This is a genomic window from Stenotrophomonas sp. YJH_SMC_17 (assembly GCF_059371655.1).
The window spans coordinates 324,129-347,297 of the sequence record NZ_JCAFUU010000002.1 but is presented as its reverse complement, the minus strand read 5'-3'; the positions used below and the strand labels follow the sequence as shown (position 1 = coordinate 347,297).

Here is a 23,169-nt window from a genome sequence, read left to right as displayed (position 1 = left end):
GTCCATCCTGGCGGCAAGAGGTATGCGGTCCGATTGTGCCGCATGCCCCGCCAAGCCCGTGTTCAGGCCGGTTCTCACCCCGTGCACGAGGCGCACGCCACAGTGGCCGCATGGCAGGCAATGATGATCTGGTGGTGCTGCGCCCGGAAGGGCTGTACTGCGCAGCTGGCGATTTCCATATCGATCCGTGGCGCCCTGTTCCGCGCGCGGTCATCACCCATGGCCACGGCGACCACGCGCGCCCGGGCATGGGCGAGTACCACTGCAGCGAAGGCAGCCTGCCCATCCTGCGCTGGCGGCTGGGCGATGTGCCGGTGCAGGTGCATGCCGAGGGCGTGCCCTTCCGGCTGGGACGGGTGCAGGTATCGCTGCATCCTGCCGGTCATGTGCTCGGCTCGTCGCAGGTGCGCATCGACGATGGCGGACAGGTCTGGGTGGCATCCGGCGACTACAAGCGCCAACCGGACCCGACCTGCACACCCTTCGAAGTGGTGCCCTGCGACACGTTCATCACCGAAGCGACGTTCGCCCTGCCGATCTACCGCTGGCCGGACACGCCTGCGGTGGCTGCGGAAATCGTGGCGTGGCGCCGCGAATGCGAGCAACGTGGCGAAGCGGCGATCCTGCTGTGCTATGCACTCGGCAAGGCGCAGCGGGTGCTGGGCGAGCTGTTGCCACTGGACGACCGCCCAGCCTGGCTGCATGGCGCCATCGCCAACGGCGTGGCGGTGTACCGGCAGGCCAGCATTCCGATGCTGGAAACGCTCACCGTTGCCGAGCAGGGGCGCCAACCCGATGCCGCAGGCCAGCTGATCCTCGCCCCTCCTTCGGCGGCCGGCACGCCCTGGATGCGCCGCTTCGGCCGCCATCAGCTCGGCTTCGCCTCGGGCTGGATGCAGCTGCGCGGCAATCGGCGGCGACGCAACGTCGACCGTGGCTTCGTCATTTCCGATCACGCTGATTGGCCCGCGCTGCTGCAGACCATTGAGCAGACCGGCGCACGGCGGGTCATCGCCACCCATGGCAATACCGATGCGTTGATCCCGTTCCTGCGCGAGCGCGGCGTGGCGGCTGAAGCCTTCCGCACCGATTTCGGGAGCGAGGAATGAAGAGCTTCGCCGCGCTCTACCAGCGTCTGGACCGCAGCACCGCCACGCTGGACAAGCGTGCGGCGCTGGTCGACTACTTCCGCCAGGCTCGCGCGCATGACGCGGCCTGGGCGCTGTACCTGCTCAGCGGCGGCAAGGTGGGCGGCGCACGCCGGAAGATCGCCGCCAGCGGCGAACTGCGCGCGTGGGTGAGCGAGGAATCGGGCCTGCCGCCATGGCTGGTGGAGGACAGCTATGCGCAGGTGGGCGACCTGGCCGAAACGTTGACCCTGCTGCTGGATGATCCGGCGCAGGTTGCCCCCGACCGCCCGTTGGCCGACTGGATCGAACAGCACCTGCTGGCCGTCGCCAACCGGCCCGAGGAGGAACGCCGGGCCGCCGTGCTCGCGGGGTGGCGACAATTGCCGGCCAGCGAACGCCTGGTGTTCAACAAGCTGCTGACAGGCGCCCTGCGGGTGGGTGTCTCGCAACGCCTGGTACAGCAGGCACTGGCCGAATGGTCCGGCCTGGACATCGCACGCATTGCCCAGCGCATGCTCGGCGAGTGGGTGCCCTCGCCGGGCGTGCTGTCCCAGCTGTTGTCGCCGGACGAGCTGCCATCGGACCGGCAGCAGCCCTACCCGTTCTTCCTCGCCTCGCCGATCGAAGGCGAGCCGGCCGAGCGCCTCGGGCCCATCGACGACTGGCTGCTGGAGTGGAAATGGGACGGCATCCGCCTGCAGCTGCTGCGCCGCCGTGGCGAGGTGGCGCTGTGGTCGCGCGGCGAGGAACGACTGGATGGCCGCTTTCCCGAGATCGAGCACGCAGCGCTGGCGCTGCCGGAGGGCTGCGTGCTGGACGGTGAGCTGCTGGCGTGGGACGAAGCCGGCAACCTGCCGCGCGCGTTCACTGCACTGCAGACCCGCATCCAGCGCCGCAAGCCGGGCGCGGCGACGTTGCGCAATACGCCGGTGCGCGTACTGGCGTACGATCTGCTGGAACGCAACAGCGAGGATCTGCGCGGGCTGCCGCTGCAGCAACGGCGTGCACAGTTGGCCGAGGTCATCGGCGCGCTGGATGATGCGCGGATCCAGCTTTCGCCCGACGTCGCAGCAGACGACTGGCCGCAGGCCGCCGCGATGCGCGATGTTGCACGCGAACGCGGCGTGGAGGGGTTGATGCTGAAACGGCGCACGTCCTCCTACCAGAGCGGACGCCGCCGCGGCGACTGGTGGAAATGGAAGGTCGATCCGCTCACCCTCGATGCGGTGCTGCTGTACGCCCAGGCCGGCCATGGGCGGCGCAGCACGCTGTACACCGACTACACCTTCGGGGTCTGGGACGGCGACACGCTGGTGCCGGTCGCCAAGGCCTACTCGGGCCTGGATGACAAGGAGATCCTCGCGCTCGACCGCTGGATCCGCGCCAATACCCGCGAGCGCTTCGGCCCGGTGCGCAGCGTGCGTGCCGAGCAGGTGTTTGAGCTGGGCTTCGAGGCGGTCAACCGCAGCTCACGGCACAAGTCGGGCATCGCCGTGCGCTTTCCACGCATCCTGCGCTGGCGCCACGACAAGCCGGCCAGCGAAGCCGACCAGCTCGCCGCCCTGCAGGCCCTGGCGCGATGACGCGCAGCCAGGCGCTGCGCCGGCTGGAAGACTGGTTCGCCGGTCGCGGCTGGCGTTCGCTGCCGTTCCAGCGCGCGATGTGGCGTCACTATCTCGCTGGCGAATCCGGCTTGCTGCATACGCCTACGGGCAGCGGCAAGACACTGGCGATGTTCGGTGGGCCGCTGCTGCAGGCGATGATCGATCCGCCACCGCCACTCCGCCGCGCCAGTGCAGTGCGGCCACTGCAGGTGCTGTGGGTGACGCCCCTGCGCGCACTGGCCAGCGACACCGCGCGCGCGCTGCAGACGGTAGTCGATGGACTGGGGCTGGGCTGGCGGGTCGGCCTGCGCAGCGGTGATGCCAGCAGCCGCGAGCGACGACAGGCACGCGAGGGCCGCGTCGACGTGCTGGTGACCACGCCGGAATCGCTGGCGCTGCTGCTGAGCTATCCCGATACGCTGCCCCGCATGCGCCAGCTCCGCTGTGTAGTGGTGGACGAATGGCACGAACTGCTGGGCAACAAGCGTGGGGTGCTGCTGCAGTTGAACCTGGCCGTGCTGCGCGAAGCCGCCCCTTCGTTGCAGCTGTGGGGCCTGTCGGCCACGCTGGGCAATCTGCCCCAGGCCCGCGACGTGCTGCTGCCTGACCAGCCGGATGCACCGATCGTGCAGGGCGTTCGCCCGCGCGCGATCAGCGTGCGCAGCCTGCTGCCGGAACCCGGCGAACGTTTTCCGTGGGCCGGGCACCTGGGGCTGGCACAGCTGTCGCGCGTGCTGGATGCGCTGATGCAGGCGCGCAGCAGCCTGCTTTTCACCAATACCCGGGCGCAGGCCGAACTGTGGCACCAGGCATTGGCGGCGGTCTGGCCGGAAGACCCCGATACGCTGGCACTGCATCACGGCTCGCTGGACCCGGCACTGCGCCAACAGGTGGAGGACGGCCTGCGCGCGGGCACGCTGCGTTGCGTCGTCGCCACGTCCAGCCTCGACCTGGGCGTCGACTTCCCGGAGGTCGACCAGGTGCTGCAGCTGGGTAGCCCGAAGGGCGTTGCCCGGCTGCGCCAGCGTGCCGGGCGTGCGCGCCACCGACCCGGCGCCCGCGGTGCCATCCTGTGCATCCCCAGCCATGCGCTGGAGCTGGCCGAGTACGCCGCCGTGCGCCGTGCACTGGCCGAAGGCGTGGTCGAAGCACGCAGGCCGCCGACGCTGTCGCTGGATGTACTGGCCCAACATGCGGTCAGCCGCGCACTGGCCGGCGGCTTCGACGGTGACGTGCTGCTGGCGCAGGTGCGGCGTACGCATGCCTTCGCGTCGCTCGGCGATGCCTCATGGCAGGCCGTGCTGACGTTCATCGTGCAAGGCGGCCAGGCCCTGGCCCAGTACCCCGATTTCCACAAAGTCGTGCGTGACGCCGATGGCTGCTACCGCATGCACGACCGTCGGCAGGCGCTGCGGCACCGGTTGTCGATCGGAACCATCAGCAGCGATGGCAGCGTGCGCGTGCAGTTCCTGCGTGGGGGCGGCCTGGGCGCAGTGGAAGAACAGTTCGCCAGCCACCTGCGTCGCGGCGACCGCTTCCAGTTCGCAGGGCGCCTGCTGGAACTGGTGCAGCTGCGCGACATGACTGCGTTCGTGCGTCTGGCACGCGGGCGCGGTGACGGTGTGGTGCCGCGCTGGCAAGGGGGCCAGCTGCCGTTGTCGATGGCGCTCGGCCGCGAACTGGAAACGGTACTTTCCGGTCGCGATGACAGCGCGGAATCACGCTGGCTGGCGCCCCTGCTGGCACTGCAGGCACGCCTGTCGGCACGCCCCGGTGCGGATCATCTGCTGCTGGAAGACGTGAGGCGCCGCGACGGCCAGTTCCTGTTCGTCTATCCCTTTGCCGGCCGCCACGTGCACGAAGCGTTGGCGGCACTGTTGGCGCTGCGCTGCACCCGCCAGCAACGCAACAGCATCGGCTATGCGGTGAACGATCACGGCCTGGTGCTGGCACCGGCGCAGACCATCGATCTGGATGCGGCGCAATGGCGCGCGTTGTTCAGCAACGACCAGTTGCTGGATGATCTGCGCGCGGCGGTGAACCTGGGCGAGCTGGCGCGACGCCAGTTCCGTGGCATCGCGCGCGTGGCGGGCCTGCTGGTACCCAGCCTGCCCGGAGGCATGCCACGGTCACTGCGCCAGCTGCAGGCGTCCGCAGGCCTGCTGTACGACGTGCTGCGCGAACACGATCCGGATCACCTGCTGCTGGCGCTGGCGGAACGTGAAGTGCTGTACGACAGCCTCGACCTGCCGGGCCTGCAGCAGGTACTGGAGCGCATCGGCACGCAACGGTTGTCGGTGCAGCGCCCTTCCTCACTCACGCCACTGGGCTTTCCACTGTGGGCCGAACGCCTGCGCGGCCAGTTCAGCAACGAAGACTGGCGTACACGCGTACAACGCGCGGCGCAGCAGCTGGAGCGCCGCCATGGCCGATGAACTGCCGCTGCGGCTTGCCGGAGAGTCCGTGGTTCTGCTGGGCGCGCGTGCGCTGTACTGGCCCGCGCGGCAGGCACTGCTGATCGCAGACCTGCACCTTGGCAAGGCCGATGTATTCCGACGTGCCGGCATCGCGCTGCCCAGCGGCGGCACCGGCGAAGACCTGCAACGCCTGCAGCGGCTTCTGGACCTGCATGCCTGCCGCGAACTGTGGATCCTGGGCGACATCCTGCATGGACCGGCGCATCGCGCCGCGTGGTACCAGCAGTGGCTGGGATGGCGCGAACGCAACGCATCGCTGGACGTACACGTCATTCGCGGCAACCACGACCGGCAGCTGCCGCATGCACAGCTGCAGGTTCAGATCCACGATGACGTACAGCTGCCACCGTTCCTGCTTCGCCATGAGCCGGCGCCCGATGCAGCGTTGCACGTGATCGCAGGACATCTGCATCCGCAGATCGCTCTGGCGCCCTTGCGAAGGCGCTTCCCCGCATTCTGGTTGCGTGACCGGACGACGATCCTGCCGGCGTTCTCCGCATTCACTGCCGGAATCGTGCCTGTGCCCGCTCGCGGCGAACAGATGGTCGCCTGCGTGGAAAGCGGCTTGGTGGAACTGCCGGTCGCCTGACTCAGGCCGGGCGGATGTCCAGCTGCGGCATCAGCTGGAAATCGGGCGTGTCATCCTCGCGCCGGCGCGGCAGGGACTGGACCGTCGCCAGCATCTCCTGCGCGCAGGTGCGGATGCGTGCGTGGTGTTCCGGTGACGCATGGCTGATCAGGCTGCCAACGTGGAACTCGAACACGTCTTCCAGTACGTCGGGCTGGTCCTCGTGCAGCATCTGCAGCAGGCCGCGCAGCTTGCAGATTTCCGATTCCAGCTCCTGGACCGCGAACAACATGGCATCCTCCTCTTCAACATCAGGCGGCACGTCCGGGCCGCAACAGGCCGCAACGGCAGCGCAGCCCGGGCCACGCGCGATGTTGATCACGGAAAGGAAAACGGGCGACGCGCGATCGCGTGCAACCTACTTCTCGCACACCTGCGGTGAGGCAACCGTTAATTCACGTGACGGCATGCTTCACGCACTGGCGGTGATCGCGCTGATGCGAGGCGTCGCCACCATCGCCATTGCGTCGACAAAGGCCGGTTGCAATGCGAGCGCACCGAACCAGCCATGCTGCGTGCCACTGAGCACACGCAGCATGTGGCCACGGCCTCCGGGCAGGCGCCCCATCGGGCCCAGCAGCACATCGCGCGCCTTCGCCCAAGCGTCGCGGTCGGACTGGAACAGCGGCGTCAACCAACGGCTCCAGCGCTGGTAGACCGCAACGTGTGCCCTGCGTTGCGCCTGATACGCCTGCAACGCTTCGGCACCACCGCCATGCGTGCGAACGGCATCGCGCAATGCCAACGCATCGAGCAGTGCCATGTTCACGCCCTGCCCCAGTTGCGGGCTCATCGCGTGCGCGGCATCGCCTGCCAGCACCATGCGGCCCTGGTGCCAACGCGTCATCACTGCATCGCGATAGACCGCGCGCGCCAGCTGGCCGGCATCGCGCAAGTGGGTGAAGCGCGCGCTGGCCTGCGGCCACAGTGCATGCAGCTCGTCCAGCCAAGGCGTCATGCCATCGGCCTGCCAGCGCTCGAAATCAGCACGTGGCAGGCTCCAGAAGAAGCTCAGGCGCGGCGTGTCATCGCCCGGGCGCGTACCAACCGGCAGCAGGCCAATCATCTTGCGCGCGGCCACGTAGCGCTGCCGCAGCTCCTGCACGTGCGGCCAGTCTTCGGCCGGCAACAGGCACCACAGCGCTCCCCACGGATACACGCGATCCAGCCCGGCACCACCGGCGATCGTGCCACGCAGCGTAGAAGCCGCGCCATCGGCGGCCACCACCAGATCGAACGGGCCGTGCATGCGGCCTTCACTGTCGCGCAGGCGGCCCTGCCCAGCGTCCACCGCCGTGATGGTGACGCCCGCATGCAGATGGCCTGCGCCCGCGCGCGCCTGATCCAGCAGCGAGAACAATGCGCCCCGCTGCATGCCCAGGCCATGCAGGCGCGCATCCAGGCCGTCGTAGCGCATGTCCATCACCGCGCGCTCGCACGGCGTGTCGCCATACAGGCGGTGCACCGGCGCGGCATACGCGCGCACCGCATCCAGCAGGCCCATCTGCCACAGCACCTGCAGGCCGCTGGGCTGCAGCAGGAAGCCGGCGCCCACCGGCCCCGGCGTGGGCACGCGTTCGAAGATCTCCACCTCGTGGCCATCACGGGTGAGCAGGATGGACACTGCCTGTCCAGCGGTGCCGTAGCCGATCACGGCGATGCGCAGTCGTTCCGTCATGACTGCATTGTGCCCGAGGCGGGTGGATCGTGAACGGGCCGCGGGCATGCCGCGCAAAAAAAACCCCGCCGGAGCGGGGTTTTCAACGCACTGTCGAGTGGATCACTCGGCCGGCGTGATGTTCGAAGCCTGGGCGCCCTTCGGGCCCTGGGTCACGTCATAGGTGACACGCTGGCCTTCCTGCAGGCTGCGGAAGCCCTTGGAGTTGATGGCGGAGAAGTGCGCGAACACGTCGGCGCTGCCATCCTCCGGCGAGATGAAGCCAAATCCCTTGGCGTCGTTGAACCACTTGACGGTACCGTTCGGCATGGTGATGCGAGACCTTATGCAATGAATGGGTGGTGTACGCTGAACCCGCGCACAAGCTGAGTATGCAAAGCTTGCTCGGGGAAGACAATCACCCCCGTGCCAATTCGCCCACCAGTTCCGGAAGTCCGTTGCTGGCCGCCTGCACGTTGGCCAGCACTTCGGCCATCGTAATCTCCTCGCCATCGCCGCAGCCCGCCGCCCAGTTGGCAATGATCGCCAGGCAGGCGTAATCCAGGCCCAGCTCCCGTGCCAGCGCCGCTTCGGGCATGCCGGTCATGCCCACCAGGTCGCAGCCGTCACGACGCATGCGGGCGATTTCAGCGATGGTTTCCAGGCGCGGGCCCTGCGTTGCGCCGTAGCAGCCACCGTCACGGACCGTGACACCGGTCACTTTGGCCGCTGCCAGGATTTTGCTGCGCAGCATGGGCGTGTAGGGGTGGCCGAAATCGACGTGGACCACGTCGGTGCCTTCTTCTTCACAGATGGTGCTGATGCGGCCCCAGGTGTAGTCGATGATCTGGTCCGGGCAGGCCAGCACGCGCGGACCAAAGTGTTCGGTGATGCCGCCGACCGTGTTCAGTGCCAGCACGCGCTGCGCGCCCAGCTGCTGCAGCGCGGCCAGGTTGGCGCGGTAGTTGATCTTGTGCGGCGGCAGCGAGTGGCCTTCACCATGGCGCGCCAGGAAGGCGACGCGATGACCCAGCAGCGTGCCCACGCGCACCGGGCCGGACGGGCGGCCAAAGCGCGTATCGACCTCGTGGGTCTGCACGTCGTCGAGCTTGGCCAGGTTGTAGACACCGGTACCGCCGATCACGGCCAGGGCAATTTCTTGCATTCGAAGCACTCCATGAAAAGACGAACGCCGGCACCCGAGGATGCCGGCGGTGGAAAGGACGCGCCGCGGGCGGCTGCGCCGTTATTCCTTCATTGCGTAGATGGCCGGCACACAGCGCAGGGTTTCATTGACGTCCATGCCGAAGCCGAACACGTAGCGGTCCGGCAGTTCGATGCCGGCATAGTCGGCGGTCACGTCCGGCAGCGCGCGGTCGTGCTTCTTCACCGTCATCGCGGCGATGCGCACGTCGGTCGCGCCCTGCTCCAGGCACCAGGTGCGCACGCCCTGCAGGGTGTAGCCCTCGTCGAGGATGTCATCGACCAGCAGCACGCGGCGGCCGAACAGCGAAGTGGCCGGCTTGTGCTTCCAGACCAGGTCGCCGCCGGTGGTTTCGCCACGGTAGCGGGTGGCGTGCAGGTAATCGAACTGCACGTCCTGGCCGCGTGCGCCCAGTTCCAGCGCCAGCTGGCCGGCAAAGGGCAACGCACCGTGCATGATCGACAGGAACAGCGGCACCTCGCCCTTGTAATCGCGCGCGATGGCGTCGGCGATACCGGCGATGGCCTTGTCGATGGTGGGACGGTCGACCAGCAGGTCAGCCTGGGCCAGGGCCTGGGAAATGGTGAGGTTGGGCATCAGACGGTTCTTCCAAGGGTTTCAAGCAGACGGGATTGAGTGTCGCCATGGCGGACATCGGCCAGCAGGCCGTCCCAGCCAAGCGCGCCGCGGCCGAGAAGGCCCAGCAGCGCAGCGGTATTGAGTGAGCGCCCCTGCACCGCGTGCAGGGCTTCATCGACCAGCTCCGGGTGGCAGACCAGCACCACGTCGCAGCCGGCGTCCAGATGGGCGTGCACGCGCGCGGAAACACCGCCGGCGCGGTGCGAGGCGGCCATGCCGATGTCGTCAGAGAACACCACGCCACGGAAGCCGAGTTCGCCACGCAGGATGTCCTGGATCCAGCGCGGCGAATAGCCCGCCGGTTCCGGCGCTACCTGGGGGTAGATCACGTGCGCCATCATCACTGCATCGGCACCGGCGGCGATGCCGGCCTGGAACGGCACCAGGTCCTGCGCACGCAGTTCGTCCAGCGCGCGCGGGTCGATCGCGGTATCGACGTGGGTGTCTTCGAGCACGGTGCCGTGGCCGGGGAAATGCTTGAGCGTGGCGGCCATGCCGACCGCGTGCATGCCGCGCACATAGGCGGCGGTGAACGCGGCCACCACCTGCGGGTCTTCACTGAAGGCACGGTTGCCGATGGCGCGGTTGCCGCGGCCGAGATCGACCACCGGGGCGAAGCTCAGGTCCAGGCCGCTGGCGCGCACCTCGCTGGCCATCAGCCAGGCGTGCTGTTCGGCCAGTGCCAAGGCCTGCTGCGGGTCGGTGGCGTACAGCGCACCGATGTCCTGCAGCGGCGGCAGATCGCTGTAACCCTCGCGGAAACGCTGCACGCGGCCGCCTTCCTGGTCCACGCAGATCAGCTGCGGGCGCGGCGCGGCGGCGCGGATGGCCGAACTCAGATCGGTCACCTGCTGGCGCGAGGCGAAGTTGCGCTTGAACAGCACCACTCCGGCCACGGCATCGTGCTGCAGCCAGTCACGTTCCTGGGCGGTCAGTTCGGTGCCGGCAACGCCGATCAGCAGCATGGTCGATCTCCACAACGCGCGCCCGCATGGCGCAGTGCCGCATTGTCGCAGAACCGGCCGACAGGCGCAGTGGTCAAGGCACAAGGAACGCGTGGGGTCTGACCCCGGGGTCGGATCCCCGCAGGGGCCCTGCCCCCGCCCGGCTCAGACCTTGCAGCCGTCCGGGCCGCAGGCCTCGTCGCCGTCAGCCGAAGCTGCCGGGGCCCCCTGCTCGGCGGCGATCTGGCGCAGCGCATTGGCGAACGCCTCCGGCGGCTGCGCGCCGGAAATGGCCCACTTCCCATCGATGACGAAGGTCGGCACCGAGGAAATGCCCAGCGCATGGGCCTGTGCCAGCTTGGCGTCGACCTCGGCCAGGCCGCGATCGGAGGCCAGCATCTGCGCGATCTCACCCGCATCGAGACCGCCAGCGACGCCGGCCTTGATCAGCACCGCCGGGTCAGCCAGGTTCTGGCCCTGCTCGAAGTGGGCGCGGAACAGCGCCTCGCTCACCGCGTCCTGCACGTCGTGCTGCCCGGCCAGCCACAGCACCCGGTGCGCCGGCAGCGTGGTCACCCGCACCTGGCCCTGGTTGAAATCCATCGGCAGGCCCTCGGCCCGCGCGGTGGTCTGGGTCTGGCTGAGGATCTGCTCGGTACGTTCGGTGCCGCCGAACTTGCGCACATAGGCCTCGCGCAGCGGTACCGGGGTGGCGTCCGCGTCCGGATCCAGCTGGAACGGCTGCCAATGGACGTCGAGTTCAGGCGCATCGGCGCCCAGCAACTGCACGCCCTGCTGGAAACGATGCTTGCCGATCCAGCACCAGGGGCAGACCACGTCAGAGTAGATGTCAATTCTCATCCCAGCCACATGGGGCCCGCTCCCGCCGAATAAAGGGGACGGAGGGGATTAAGTCGCTTTCCGCACAGGCGGGGTAAAGACGAGCTAATCCCCTCCGTCCCCCTTCTCAGGGTTTCACCACTGTGAATAGGGGTGGCTGGCGAGCGCGACGTTGTAGTAGCGGGCGTCGTCGGTCACTTCCGCGCCCACCCAGTCCGGCAGGTCGATGATCTGGTCAGCGCTGTCCAGCTCGACCTCGGCTACCACCAGACCGGCGTTGTCGCCAAGGAATTCATCCACTTCCCAGGTCAGGCCGGCGTGTTCGACCAGATGACGGCGCTTGTCGATCAGGCCGCCGACACACAGCGCCAGCAATGCGCGCGCATCGTCCACCGGGATCGGGTAGTCGAACTCCTGGCGGGTGTGGCCGATGGTGCGCGACTTCAGGTTCAGCGCAGCGTGATCGCCTTCGATGCGCACCCGCACCGAGGCGTTCTGGGTGCCGCGGTCGAGCGCACCCATGTCGTTGATGTAGCCCTGCGCCATCGGGATCACCCGGTGCGCGGCGGTGCGCCAGCCGTCACTGCTGACCAGGAATTTGCGTTCGATTTCGATGCCCATCGCGCCATTATGCGCGATGGGCATGACAGCCTGTCAGCGCTTCTCGAACACCGCGATGCTTTCCACATGTGCGGTGTGCGGGAACATGTCCATGGCGCCGGCACTGACCAGGGTGAAGCCCTGCTCGTTGACCAGATAGCCGGCATCGCGCGCCAGCGAGCCCGGATGGCAGCTGACATAGACGATGCGCTTGAACTGCTTCAGCGGCAGCTGCTGCAGCACTTCGATCGCGCCCGAACGCGGCGGGTCCAGCAGCAGCTTGTCGAAGCCCTGGCGCATCCACGGGGTGCTGCGCTGGTCCTGGGTCAGGTCGGCACTGAAGAACTGCGCGTTGGCCAGGCCATTGCGCTCGGCGTTCTCACGCGCACGCGCGACCAGGCCGGCGTCGCCTTCCACGCCGACCACTTCGCGCACGCGGCGCGCCAGCGGCAGGGTGAAGTTGCCCAGGCCGCAGAACAGGTCCAGCACGCGCTCGTCCTCACCCGGTTCCAGCAGGTCCAGGGCGTGGGCGATCATCTTCTCGTTGAGCTTGGCATTGACCTGGATGAAGTCCAGCGGGCGGAATGCCAGTTCCACGTCCCACGGCGCCAGACGGAACGACAGCGGCACGCCCTGCCCGTCCAGCGGCTGCACGGTGTCCACGCCGCCAGACTGCAGGTAGATCACGAAACCATGCTGCTGGCCGAAGGTGGCCCAGGCCGCACGGTCGGCATCGCTGAGCGGCTGCAGGTGGCGCACGGTCAGCACCACGGCCTGGTCGCCAGCGATGAACTCGATCTGCGGGATGTCACGCTTGCCATCGAGCGATTCGATGAAGGTGGACAGCGCCTCGACCTTGGTGCCGATCTCGGGGATCACGGTCAGGCACTGGCTGAGGTCGGCGACGAAGCGCGGATCCTGTTCACGGAAGCCCACCAGGGTCTTGTCCTTCTTTTCGACCCGGCGCACCGAGAAGCGGCCCTTGCGACGGTAGCCCCAGCTCTCGCCCACCAGCGGCGGCAGCACGGCGCCCGGCTTCACATGGCCGATGCGTTCCAGGTTGTCCATCAGCACGCGCTGCTTGGCGACGATCTGCTGGTCTTCGTCCAGATGCTGCAGCACACAGCCGGCGCAGGTGCCGAAGTGCGGGCACTTCGGGGCCACGCGCTGCGGCGAGGCCTGCAGCACCTCGATGGTGCGCGCCTCGTCGAAATGGCGGCTGCGGGCGGTCTGTTCCGCCATGACCACCTCGCCCGGCAGGGCGCCGCTGACGAAGGTGACCTTGCCGCCCTCGCCTTCACGGCGGGCGACGCCGCGACCATCATGGCTGAGGTCGAGGATCTCGGTCTGGAACGGGGTACGGTCGATGCGGGAGCGGGATCGGGCCACGTGGCGACTGGCTGCGGGCAAAAAAGGGGGCGTATTGTCGCAGATCCTGACCGGCAGGGTCCGGACCCGCTTGCGCCCGCCGCCGCCGTGCTTGATGATTGCACCAGCTGACATGGAGGCAGCCCTGATGCAGATGACCCCGCGGGCCAGCCGGCCCCGCTTCCTGCTTGTCGAGGACGACATCATCAGCCGCGGTTTTTTCAAAGCGGCGTTGGAAACGTTACCGGCGGACGTGGACACCGCAGATTCCCTGGCCAGTGCCCTGGCCAGCGCCGAGCCCGGCGCACATGACCTGTGGCTGATCGACGTCAACCTGCCGGACGGCAATGGCGCGCAACTGTTGCGCGAGCTGCGCCGTTCGCATCCCGATACCCCGGCGTTGGCGCATACCGCCGACGGCGACACCTCCATTCATGCCCGCCTGCGCGAAGCCGGCTTCAGCGACACGCTGGTCAAGCCGCTGGGCCGTGACCAGCTGCTGAAGGCGGTGCGGCGCGCGCTGGTGAACAGCCCGGCGGGGATCTTCGTTGCCCAGGCACCGGCAGCGGTCGAGCTGCAGGTGCAGGATTGGGACGAGACCGCGGCACTGGCCGCGCTCAATGGCCAGCGCAACCACCTGATCGCCCTGCGCGAGCTGTTCCTGGCCGAGTTGCCGGGGGTACGCGACGCGGTCGAGCAGGCGGTGGACCAGCACGACGAGCGCCAGCTGCGCAGCCAGCTGCACCGGTTGCAGGCCAGTTGTGGTTTTGTCGGGGCGGCACGGCTGGGACGCGCGGTGCGGCAGCTGCATCATGCGCCGGAGTCCGGGCAGGCCCAGGACGGGTTCCGCGCCGCGGTGGCAGCGCTCCTGCATTGAGAGTTGGTCGGCAGGGCTGCGCCCTGCACCCGCAGAGGCTTCAAGCCAAGGCAACGGCAACAGCAACAGCAACAGCAAAAGCTGGCATTCCGTGGGTTGGCGGGGCGGTATCGGAGTGCGGGGACGCCGTAAACCCGTCCATGGGGGCTTGGCAGCCGCATCCATGCGGCTGACACCCCGCACTCCGATACCGCCCCGCCTTCGACAGGTTCACTCGGCTGTTGGTAGGTGTCGACCTTGGTCGACACATCCGTCAGATATCGAAATTCAAACTGGGGTCAGATCCGTTTTCCGAAGGAAAACGGATCTGACCCTGTCGGCATGTCCAACAGCTCGCAAGAATCTGTCGAAGGCGGGGTGGGTCCGGTTGCGGGAGTGTCCGCGGCATGGATGCCGCGGCCAAGCCCCCAGGGACGGGTTTACGGCGTCTCCCGCAACCGGACCCACCCCGCCTACCCACGGATAGCCAGCTTTTGCTGTTGCTTCGGCTTCGGCAGGTGCAGGGCTGCAAGCCCTGCCCAACACCCCCTACCGTCGGGGAGCCAGCTGCTCCAGCAGTTCCCAGGACTTCAGGCCCCTGGCCCCCAGATGATGGGCCAGCACCCGCCGCATCGGCAGGCGCAGGCTGGCCAGGTCGGCTGCCTGGGGCTCCTCGTCGGCCGCCAACGCCAGCAATGCCGAGCCGGTGGCGGCGGCGCGGCGCTCGCCGCCGCGCTCGCTGAGCAGTCGTTGCGGCCCTTCCTGCGGGTCCAGTTCGTAACGTGCCGCCGGGTCGATCGGCTGGCCATCACTGGCACTGTCCAGCTCGAAACCCAGGCCCAGCGCGGACAGCAGTTCGCGCTCGAAACGGCGCAGGGTCCAGGCCAGGCCGGCGCCCACCGCCAACCGCGCGCGCGCTTCGCCATAGGCCAGGTACAACTCAGGCAGGGGGTCCTGGCGCGGGGCCAGGCGCAGGGTCAGCTCACTCAGGTAGAAGCCGGCCAGCATCGCCTGGCCGACCAGCCGCGGTGCGGCATCCAGCGCCTCGGCGCCACGCAGCTGGGCCAGTTCACCGCGCTGCTGGGCACTGAAACGGATCCACTGCAGCGGCTGCAGGGCGGCGCGCAGCACCTGGCCCTTGGCCGTGGATACGCCACGCGCGAGCAGGCCGATACGGCCGTGCTGCGCGCTCAGCACTTCGACCAGCAGGCTGGTCTCGCGGTAGGCCCGTGCATGCAGCACGAAGCCGGTGTCGTCCTCGATCATCATCGAAGCGACTGCAATGGCTTAGTCGTAACCGAAGGCCTTCAGTGCGGCCTCGTCGTCGGACCAGCCTTCACGCACGCGCACCCAGGTCTCCAGGAACACCTTGGCACCGAACAGACGTTCCATCTGCAAGCGGGACTTGGCGCCGATCTCCTTCAGGCGGGCGCCGCCCTTGCCGATCACGATGGCCTTCTGGCCTTCGCGCTCGACCCAGATCACCGCACCGATGCGCAGCAGGTTGCCATCCTCGGTGAAACGCTCGATCTCCACGGTGGTGGCATAGGGCAGTTCTTCGCCCAGCTGGCGCATCAGCTGCTCGCGCACCAGTTCGCCGGCCAGGAAACGCTGGCTGCGATCGGTGATCTCGTCCTCGCCGAACATCGGCGGGGCTTCCGGCAGCAGCTTCAGCACGTCGCGCACCAGTGCTTCCAGGCCGTTGCGCTTCTGCGCGGAAATCGGGTGCACGGCGGCGAAATCGCGGCCCTCGGTCACCTGCTGCAGGAACGGCAGCAGTGCGCCCTTTTCCTTCAGGCGATCGATCTTGTTGACCACCAGCACCACGGGGATGCCGGCATCGCGCAGCACGTTGAAGGCGAGGCTGTCCTCTTCGTCCCAGCGGCCGGCTTCGATCACCAGCAGGCCGGCATCGACGCCTTCCAGCGAGCCGCGCGCGGCGCGGTTCATCACCCGGTTCATCGCCCGCTTCTGCACCTTGTGCAGGCCGGGGGTGTCGACCAGCACCAGCTGGCCTTCCGGGTAGGTGGCGATGCCCAGCAGGCGATGACGCGTGGTCTGCGGGCGGTTGGAAACGATGCTGACCTTGGCGCCGACCAGGGCATTGGTCAGGGTCGACTTGCCCACGTTCGGGCGGCCGATGACGGCCACGCTGCCGCAATGATGGGGAGTTTGTTCGCTCACTTGGAATCCAGTTGTTCTAGGACGGCCGCAGCCGCCTGTTGTTCGGCAAGCCGCCGCGAGGCGCCTTCGCCCTCGGTGCTGGCGGCCGGGTCGGCTACGTTGCAGCGTACCCGGAAGTGCTTGGCGTGGTCGTCACCGGATTCTGACACCAGTTCATACTGCGGCAACGCCTTCTGTCGGGCCTGCAGCCATTCCTGCAGACGGGTCTTGGGGTCCTTCTCGGGGCGGCCGGAGGCCGGCAGTGCCTCGATCGAAGCACTGAACCAGGGCAGTACCACCGCCCGGCAGGCCTCGAAGCCGGCATCCAGGTAGATCGCGGCCACCACGGCTTCAACCGCATCGGCCAGGATCGAGTCGCGGCGATGGCCGCCCGACTTCATTTCGCCCGGGCCCAGGGTCAGCCGCTCGCCCAGCTGCAGGGTGCGCGCGATCACCGCCAACGCGCCTTCACGCACCAGCTCGGCACGGGCACGGGTCATCGCCCCTTCGTCGGCCTTGGGCCAGCGTCGGTACAGCGCCTCGGCCGCCATCATGTTGACGATGCTGTCGCCCAGGAACTCCAGGCGTTCGTTGTGTGGCGCGCCGGCACTGCGATGGGTCAGCGCCTGCTTGAGCAGGGCTTCATCGCGGAAGGGATGACCGATCAGGTCGCCACGTTGGAAAGGTTTATTCGGCACCGCTTCGGGTCAGGTCCTGGGATGAATCGAATTTGCCAACCACATCGAGGTTGCCGATCAGCGGGCGGCGCACTTCGTAGTTGACCTTGAGGGTCCAGCCATTGTCGCGACGGTCGAACTTCACGTTGGCTGGCTTCACATTGTCCGAGTAGTTGATGTACAGACGCTTGAAGAACAGGTCCTGGATCCGCGACGGCTCCATGCTGCCCACGCCCGGCTCATTGGCCAGGCTCTTCATCGCCGAGCGCACGGCGTAGTACTCCTGGTACATCGGGAACAGCTTCATGCCGATGTAGAGGAAGAAACCGACCACGATCAGGACCGTCAGGAACGAGGTCAGGGTCATGCCACGCTGCGTGTTCATCGTCTTCATTGCGTTCTCCCCAGATACGCGTTGGATGTGAAGGTACTCGGTTGATGCCCGGTCAGTTGATGCTCGAGCCGATCCGCGACGGCTCGAAGCCATCCTTGCAGAACCAGCCCTGGCAGTTCAGCCAGATCAGGAAGGCCTTGCCGCGCAGGTTCTCTTCGGGCAGCAGGCCCCAGAAACGGCCGTCGTCGCTGTTGTCGCGATTGTCGCCCATCACCAGGTACTTGCCGGCCGGAACGGTCCACTGGCCCTGGCCACGCGGGTAGTCGGTCTCCAGCACGGTGTGGGTGCGGCCCGGCAGGTGCTCGACCAGCAGGTTGGCGCCCTCGCCCTGGCCCTTGTGGCCGGCGTAGATGCCCTTGTTGTCGTACTTCAGCGGCTCGCCGTTGAGGATCACGCCGTCGCCTTCGAAGACCACGGTGTCACCCGGCACGCCGATCACGCGCTTGATGAAGTTCTCGCCCTTGGCCGGGTCGTTGTCGCTGTGGCCGGGGAAGTGGAACACCACCACGTCACCACGCGAGGGCTCGCCGAACGGCACGATCTTGGTGTTGCTGATCGGCAGGCGCAGGCCGTAGGAGAACTTGTTGACCAGGATGAAATCGCCGATCAGCAGGTTCGGCATCATCGAGCTGGACGGGATCTTGTACGGTTCTGCAATGAAGCTGCGCACGATCAGCACGATCGCCAGCACCGGGAAGAACGCACGCGAATAGTCCACCAGCACCGGCTCGGAATCGAGCAGGCCCGCGCGCTGGGCGCGGCGCTTGGCGAGGTACAGCTTGTCCGCGAGCAGGATCAGGCCCGAGGCCAGGGTCAGCACGACCAGGAGGATCTCAAACAGTTTCATTCAGGGTCCTTTGCAACGTCACCGGACGACCGGCCCCGCAGGGCCGGTGCGGGATTACTTGTTGTCCATCTGCAGCACGGCCAGGAACGCTTCCTGCGGGATCTCCACACGGCCGACCTGCTTCATGCGCTTCTTGCCTTCCTTCTGCTTTTCCAGAAGTTTCTTCTTGCGCGAAACGTCGCCACCATAGCACTTGGCCAGCACGTTCTTGCGCATGGCCTTGACCGTGGTACGGGCGATGATCTGCGAGCCGACCGCGGCCTGGATGGCCACGTCGAACATCTGGCGCGGGATCAGGTCCTTCATCTTCTCGCACAGCTCGCGGCCGCGGCGATCGGCATGGCTGCGGTGCACGATCAGCGACAGCGCGTCGACCTTGTCGCCGTTGATCAGCACGTCCACGCGCACGAACGGGCCGGCGTCGAAGCGTACGAAGTGGTAGTCCAGCGAGGCATAGCCACGGCTGACCGACTTCAGCTTGTCGAAGAAGTCCAGCACCACTTCGGCCATCGGCAGCTCGTAGCTGATCTGCACCTGGCTGCCCAGGTAGTTGATGCCGATCTGACTGCCGCGCTTTTCTTCGCACAGCTTGATGATGTTGCCGATGTACTCCTCGGGGGTGAGCACGTTGGCACGGATGATCGGCTCGCGGATCTCCTCGACCTGGTTCACCGGCGGCAGCTTGGCCGGGTTGTCCATGTTGATGATCGAGCCATCGGTCTTCAGGACTTCATACACCACCGTCGGCGCGGTGCTGATCAGGTCCAGGTTGTATTCGCGCTCCAGGCGCTCCTGCACGATTTCCATGTGCAGCATGCCCAGGAAGCCGCAGCGGAAGCCGAAGCCCATCGCCTCGGAGCTTTCCGGCTCGAAGCGCAGCGCGGCATCGTTCAGGCGCAGCTTGTCCAGCGCTTCGCGAAGGTCCGGGTAGTCCTCGGCGTCGACCGGGAACAGGCCGGCGAACACGCGCGGCTGCATTTCCTGGAAGCCCGGCAGCGGCTTCGGTGCCGGATCGCCGGCCAGGGTCAGGGTGTCGCCGACCGGCGCACCGTGCACGTCCTTGATGCTGGCGGTGACCCAGCCCACTTCACCGGCACGCAGCGCGGGCAGCACTTTCCGCTTGGGCGTGAATACGCCGACGTTGTCGACCTGGTGGTTGCGGCCGGTGGACATCACCTGCAGCTTGTCGCCGGCCTTGATCTCGCCCTGCATCACGCGCACCAGCGAGACCACGCCCAGGTAGTTGTCGAACCACGAGTCGATGATCAGCGCCTGCAGCTTCTCGGTGTCGCGCGGTGCCGGCGGCGGGATGCGATGCACGATCGCTTCCAGCACGTCCTGCACGTTCAGGCCGGTCTTGGCGCTGACCGGCACGGCATCGGAGGCGTCGATGCCGATCACGGCCTCGATCTCGGCCTTGGCGCGCTCGATGTCGGCAGTGGGCAGGTCGATCTTGTTGATCACCGGCACCACTTCCAGGCCCTGCTCCACTGCCGTGTAGCAGTTGGCCACCGACTGCGCTTCCACGCCCTGGGCCGCATCGACCACCAGCAGCGCGCCTTCGCAGGCGGCCAGCGAGCGGCTGACTTCATAGGAGAAGTCGACGTGGCCGGGGGTGTCGATGAAGTTCAGGTGGTAGGTCTGCCCGTCCTTGGCCAGGTACGGCAGCGACACCGACTGTGCCTTGATCGTGATGCCACGCTCGCGCTCGATCGGGTTGGAGTCGAGCACCTGCGCTTCCATCTCGCGGGCCTGCAGGCCACCACAGAGCTGGATGATGCGGTCGGCCAGCGTGGACTTGCCGTGGTCGACATGGGCGATGATGGAGAAGTTGCGGATGTTCCGCATCGAATCAGAAGACATAGGTGGCGGCGGCGCGCGGCGTCGTCAGGGTAACGGTCGATTATCGCATGCCCGGCGCCCCGCCGCGAAAGCAGCCTCATCGGGGCGGGCCGGGAACGGCCGAAGCCCCGCCAGGGCGGGGCTTCGGGGGACGAACAAGGGCCGCGGGCGCGGCCCGGGCAGGCCTTACTGGCCGGCCTTGACCGCCACGAAGGCGCTGTTGCCGTTGCCGGTGCGCACCAGCAGCATTACCACATCGTCCTTCTTGTAGCTGGACAGCGCCCGGTTCAGGCCCTCCACGCTGCCGACCGGGGTACGGCCGACCTGCAGGATCACCATGCCCGGAGACAGGCCGGCATCACGCGCGGCCTGGCCCTTGACCCCGGTGATGCGCACGCCTTCGTTGCCATCCAGGCCGAGCTGCTTGCGCTGCGGCGCGGTCAGGTCGCTCACGTCCAGGCCCAGCAGGGCATTGGCGCCGGCCTGCGGTGCCGCATCAGGCTTGGCGGCAGCGGCCGCACGGGCATTGCCCTGCCCGTCTTCGTTCAGCGCCGTAAGGGTGGCGCTGAGGTCACGCGGCTTGCCGTCGCGGATCACGCCCAGGGTGACCCGGCTGCCCGGCGCCATCGCGCCGATCAGCGGCGGCAGGTCGGACCAGCTGTTGACCGGACTGCCATTGACCGAGCGCACCACATCGCCGATCTGCACACCGGCCTTCTCCGCGGCACTGCCCGGCACGATCTGGTTGACCAGCGCACCACGGCTGTCCGGCAGGCCCAGGCCCTGCGCCTTCAGCGCATCGATCGGTTCGACCACCGCGCCGAGCTGGCCGCGGGTGACCTTGCCACTCTTCTTGATCTGCTCGACCGCGCTCATCGCCAGGTCGATCGGGATCGCGAAGCTGATACCCATGTAGCCGCCGGAGGCGGAGAAGATCTGCGAGTTGATGCCGACCACCTCACCGCGGGTGTTCAGCAACGGACCCCCGGAATTGCCCTGGTTGATCGCCACGTCGGTCTGGATGAACGGCACGTAGCGCTGGTCGGCACCGCCGGTGCTGCGGCCCAGTGCGCTGACGATGCCGGCGGTGACGGAATGGTCGAGGCCGAACGGCGAGCCGATCGCGACAACCCACTGGCCGGGCTTCAGCGTGTTGGAATCGCCCACGCGCACGGTCGGCAGGTTCTTGCCATCGATCTTCAGCAGCGCCACGTCGTACTGCTGGTCGCTGCCCACTACCTTGGCGTTGAACTCACGGCTATCGCCCAGCTTGACCTTCACGTCACTGGCATCAGCCACCACGTGGTAGTTGGTCAGCACGTAGCCATCGGGCGAGATGATGAAGCCCGAACCCATGCCACGGCCCTTGATGCTGGGGCCGCCGTCCTGCCCACCCGGCCCCTGCCCCGGCATCGGGAAGTCCGGGCCGAAGAAGCGGCGGAAGAACTCCGGCATGTCATCGTCACCGCCCATCGGGCCCCGCGAAGCCTGGCGGTTGTTGCGGACGATGGTGGTGTCGACGTTGACCACACCCGGCCCGACCTGTTCAACAAGGTTGGTGAAATCGGGCAGGCCGGTGACCAGCGGCTGTGCCGGCGCCCTCGGCGCGGCGGCCGGTGCAGCCTGGGGCGGAGCGGCCGGAGCCGGGGCCTGCGCGCAGGCCACCAGCGGCAGGGTCAGGGCCAGCAGGCCGATGGCCTGCGTGCGGAGTCGGGGAGTCATCGGACGGCAACCTCCGGATCGGATGGAAAGAGGAATACGGCCCCCGCCGACGGCGGGGCGTGAAAGCGCCCGGCTCAGTCGCGCGGGCGCGGCGGCACCGGCAGGTCATCCTGCAGGCGCGGCTCGAACGGGTAGAACGCGGCGCCACCGGCATGGGCCGGGAAGCTGGCATTGAGCGCGCCACCGGCGGCCGGCGCCAGGCTGGAGCGCGGCCACGGCCGGGCCTGCAGCCCACTGACCTCGCCGAACGGCAGGTTGCGGGTCGCGTTGGCCGGCACGGTCGGGGTCAGCGGCGCCTGAACTGTTGCCACCGCACGCTGCGGCACGTCCTCACGCTGGGCGGCACGCGCGGCCTGCTGGCTGCGGGTGGCACTCGCGCGGCGGGTGTCCTGGCGGCGACTGGCAGCGGCCATCGCCAGGGCGGGTGCCGCCGCCACGGCCATCGCGGCAGTGTCCGCCGAGGCGTCTGTCACCGGGGCGGGATCGGTCGGCGCGGCCGGCAGCTCGGCCTGGCTGGCGATCACCTGCGGTGCCAACGGTTCGCCCGGGGTGGCCTCCTTCAGCTTCTCGCCGCCCATGAACAACGCCACCGCCGCCACCGAAGCGGCCAGTGCGGCACCACCGCCCCAGGCACGCCAGCCACTGCGACGCACCTGACGGCGCGGCTCGGCCTGCGGCGCAGGCTCGGCGGCGATGGCGGCAGCCACGGCGGCACTGAAGCCGGCCGGCGCCAGTGCCGACGCCTGCCCGCGCATCACATCGCCCAGCAGCTGCCAGCGCTCCTGGCATCCGGCCAGCTCGGGGTCGTGTTCCATGCGGCGCAGCAGGAAGCGCGCTTCATCGGCGCCCAGCTCGCCATCGACCAGGGCCGACAGCTGCTCGCGATGGCGCTGGTCCAGGCGCTGCCCGGCGGGCGATTGATGGTTCTGCGATTCGTTGAACGGTTTACTGGTCATACGCGGCTCTTCTCACGGGTGGCGCTGCCGATGTCCAACAGCGGCCGGAGTTCGGTGTCGATCGCCTCGCGCGCCCGGAAGATCCGTGAGCGCACGGTGCCGATCGGGCACCCCATTTTCTGCGCGATATCCTCGTAACTCAGGCCTTCCACCTCGCGCAGGGTGATCGCCGACCGGAGCTCTTCCGGCAGCGCGTTGACGGCCTTCATCACCGTCTGTTCCAGCTCCTGGCGCATCAACTCGCGTTCGGGCGTGTCGGTGTCGCGCAGGCGCGTCCCACTGTCGAACTGTTCGGCATCGCCGATGTCGATGTCATCGGTCGGTGGCCGTCGATTGTGTGAAGCCAGGTAGTTTTTGGCGGTATTCACGGCGATTCGATGCAACCAGGTTGAGAACTGGGCGTCGCCACGGAAACTTCCGATCGCGCGGTAGGCACGGATGAAAGTGTCCTGGGCGACGTCCTGACATTCGCTCCAGTCGGCGATGTAGCGACCGACAAGGGCCACCACGCGATGCTGGTACTTGCGCACCAGGACATCGAACGCGGCGCTCTCGCCGTGCTGCACGCGCCGGACCAGTTCCAGATCCAGCTCCTGTGGTGTATCAACCTCGGCCATGAGG

The 23,169-nt window shown here is 67.8% G+C and carries 23 protein-coding genes; 5 read left to right on the top strand and 18 right to left on the bottom strand.

What is annotated here, in order from left to right; all coding sequences use genetic code 11:
- Positions 1–110: 110 nt before the first annotated feature.
- The 4 genes from AC5P8Z_RS06635 to pdeM are packed head-to-tail and all read left to right on the top strand — an operon-like array spanning position 111 to position 5,800.
- Entirely contained in the window at positions 111–1,109 is a 999-nt protein-coding gene (locus AC5P8Z_RS06635) for a ligase-associated DNA damage response exonuclease (RefSeq protein ID WP_295565221.1), read from the top strand.
- Positions 1,106–2,713 carry an ATP-dependent DNA ligase gene (locus tag AC5P8Z_RS06630; protein WP_295565223.1) on the top strand — a complete coding sequence of 536 codons (1,608 nt, stop codon included), beginning with the start codon at positions 1,106–1,108 and terminating at the stop codon, positions 2,711–2,713. The genes AC5P8Z_RS06635 and AC5P8Z_RS06630 overlap by 4 nt, the downstream gene beginning before the upstream one ends.
- Positions 2,710–5,169 carry a ligase-associated DNA damage response DEXH box helicase gene (locus tag AC5P8Z_RS06625; RefSeq protein ID WP_495228522.1) on the top strand — a complete coding sequence of 820 codons (2,460 nt, stop codon included), beginning with the start codon at positions 2,710–2,712 and terminating at the stop codon, positions 5,167–5,169. The genes AC5P8Z_RS06630 and AC5P8Z_RS06625 overlap by 4 nt, the downstream gene beginning before the upstream one ends.
- A complete protein-coding gene (gene pdeM / locus AC5P8Z_RS06620) occupies positions 5,159–5,800 on the top strand; it encodes a ligase-associated DNA damage response endonuclease PdeM (RefSeq protein WP_286069377.1) in 642 nt (213 codons plus the stop codon). The genes AC5P8Z_RS06625 and pdeM overlap by 11 nt, the downstream gene beginning before the upstream one ends.
- Before the next feature lies 1 nt (position 5,801).
- Here the strand turns inward: pdeM and AC5P8Z_RS06615 are convergent, their stop codons facing one another.
- The 9 genes from AC5P8Z_RS06615 to rlmD all read right to left on the bottom strand — a co-directional run bounded on the left by AC5P8Z_RS06615 (position 5,802) and on the right by rlmD (position 13,112).
- Complete coding sequence (locus AC5P8Z_RS06615; protein ID WP_286069379.1) at positions 5,802–6,071, bottom strand: hypothetical protein; 270 nt, start codon at positions 6,069–6,071, stop codon at positions 5,802–5,804.
- 180 nt (positions 6,072–6,251) lie between these two features.
- Positions 6,252–7,517, bottom strand: a complete 1,266-nt coding sequence (locus AC5P8Z_RS06610) for an FAD-dependent oxidoreductase (protein ID WP_286069380.1) — start codon at positions 7,515–7,517, stop codon at positions 6,252–6,254.
- 102 nt (positions 7,518–7,619) lie between these two features.
- Positions 7,620–7,826: a cold-shock protein gene (locus tag AC5P8Z_RS06605; protein WP_005410590.1), complete on the bottom strand. Its 207-nt coding sequence runs from the start codon at positions 7,824–7,826 to the stop codon at positions 7,620–7,622.
- An 88-nt stretch (positions 7,827–7,914) separates the two neighbouring features.
- Positions 7,915–8,661: an S-methyl-5'-thioinosine phosphorylase gene (locus AC5P8Z_RS06600; RefSeq protein WP_286069383.1), complete on the bottom strand. Its 747-nt coding sequence runs from the start codon at positions 8,659–8,661 to the stop codon at positions 7,915–7,917.
- A gap of 81 nt (positions 8,662–8,742) precedes the next feature.
- Positions 8,743–9,297 (bottom strand): hypoxanthine-guanine phosphoribosyltransferase, encoded by a 555-nt coding sequence (locus tag AC5P8Z_RS06595; RefSeq protein WP_005410592.1) that lies wholly within the window; start codon positions 9,295–9,297, stop codon positions 8,743–8,745.
- Positions 9,297–10,304 (bottom strand): beta-N-acetylhexosaminidase, encoded by a 1,008-nt coding sequence (nagZ, locus tag AC5P8Z_RS06590; protein ID WP_286069386.1) that lies wholly within the window; start codon positions 10,302–10,304, stop codon positions 9,297–9,299. The genes AC5P8Z_RS06595 and nagZ overlap by 1 nt, the downstream gene beginning before the upstream one ends.
- 144 nt (positions 10,305–10,448) lie before the next feature.
- Positions 10,449–11,144, bottom strand: a complete 696-nt coding sequence (locus tag AC5P8Z_RS06585; protein ID WP_286069388.1) for a DsbA family oxidoreductase — start codon at positions 11,142–11,144, stop codon at positions 10,449–10,451.
- A gap of 114 nt (positions 11,145–11,258) precedes the next feature.
- Complete coding sequence (locus AC5P8Z_RS06580) at positions 11,259–11,744, bottom strand: CYTH domain-containing protein (RefSeq protein WP_286072053.1); 486 nt, start codon at positions 11,742–11,744, stop codon at positions 11,259–11,261.
- Positions 11,745–11,777: 33 nt separating this feature from the next.
- Complete coding sequence (rlmD, locus tag AC5P8Z_RS06575; RefSeq protein ID WP_286069389.1) at positions 11,778–13,112, bottom strand: 23S rRNA (uracil(1939)-C(5))-methyltransferase RlmD; 1,335 nt, start codon at positions 13,110–13,112, stop codon at positions 11,778–11,780.
- A 127-nt stretch (positions 13,113–13,239) separates the two neighbouring features.
- Between rlmD and AC5P8Z_RS06570 the strand changes: the two genes are divergently transcribed.
- Positions 13,240–13,968 carry a hybrid sensor histidine kinase/response regulator gene (locus AC5P8Z_RS06570; protein ID WP_286069391.1) on the top strand — a complete coding sequence of 243 codons (729 nt, stop codon included), beginning with the start codon at positions 13,240–13,242 and terminating at the stop codon, positions 13,966–13,968.
- Between the two features lie 528 nt (positions 13,969–14,496).
- On the opposite strand, the gene recO is transcribed toward AC5P8Z_RS06570, so the two are convergent.
- The 9 genes from recO to rpoE form a co-directional block, all read right to left on the bottom strand.
- Positions 14,497–15,216: a DNA repair protein RecO gene (recO, locus tag AC5P8Z_RS06565; protein ID WP_495228520.1), complete on the bottom strand. Its 720-nt coding sequence runs from the start codon at positions 15,214–15,216 to the stop codon at positions 14,497–14,499.
- 18 nt (positions 15,217–15,234) lie between these two features.
- Complete coding sequence (gene era / locus AC5P8Z_RS06560; protein WP_495228519.1) at positions 15,235–16,131, bottom strand: GTPase Era; 897 nt, start codon at positions 16,129–16,131, stop codon at positions 15,235–15,237.
- Positions 16,128–16,808, bottom strand: coding sequence for a ribonuclease III (rnc, locus tag AC5P8Z_RS06555; RefSeq protein WP_286069393.1), 681 nt, complete (start codon positions 16,806–16,808; stop codon positions 16,128–16,130). Before rnc ends, era begins: the two co-directional genes overlap by 4 nt.
- Complete coding sequence (locus AC5P8Z_RS06550; RefSeq protein WP_286069394.1) at positions 16,798–17,181, bottom strand: DUF4845 domain-containing protein; 384 nt, start codon at positions 17,179–17,181, stop codon at positions 16,798–16,800. The genes rnc and AC5P8Z_RS06550 overlap by 11 nt, the downstream gene beginning before the upstream one ends.
- A 52-nt stretch (positions 17,182–17,233) precedes the next feature.
- Positions 17,234–18,028: a signal peptidase I gene (lepB, locus tag AC5P8Z_RS06545; protein ID WP_014038087.1), complete on the bottom strand. Its 795-nt coding sequence runs from the start codon at positions 18,026–18,028 to the stop codon at positions 17,234–17,236.
- Between the two features lie 54 nt (positions 18,029–18,082).
- Positions 18,083–19,876: a translation elongation factor 4 gene (gene lepA / locus AC5P8Z_RS06540; RefSeq protein ID WP_164145992.1), complete on the bottom strand. Its 1,794-nt coding sequence runs from the start codon at positions 19,874–19,876 to the stop codon at positions 18,083–18,085.
- A gap of 180 nt (positions 19,877–20,056) precedes the next feature.
- On the bottom strand, positions 20,057–21,592 hold the full coding sequence (locus tag AC5P8Z_RS06535; RefSeq protein ID WP_495228518.1) for a DegQ family serine endoprotease: 1,536 nt from the start codon (positions 21,590–21,592) through the stop codon (positions 20,057–20,059).
- A 74-nt stretch (positions 21,593–21,666) separates the two neighbouring features.
- Complete coding sequence (locus tag AC5P8Z_RS06530) at positions 21,667–22,548, bottom strand: sigma-E factor negative regulatory protein (RefSeq protein WP_286069397.1); 882 nt, start codon at positions 22,546–22,548, stop codon at positions 21,667–21,669.
- Entirely contained in the window at positions 22,545–23,165 is a 621-nt protein-coding gene (gene rpoE, locus AC5P8Z_RS06525) for an RNA polymerase sigma factor RpoE (RefSeq protein WP_005418256.1), read from the bottom strand. The genes AC5P8Z_RS06530 and rpoE overlap by 4 nt, the downstream gene beginning before the upstream one ends.
- Positions 23,166–23,169 lie beyond the last annotated feature (4 nt).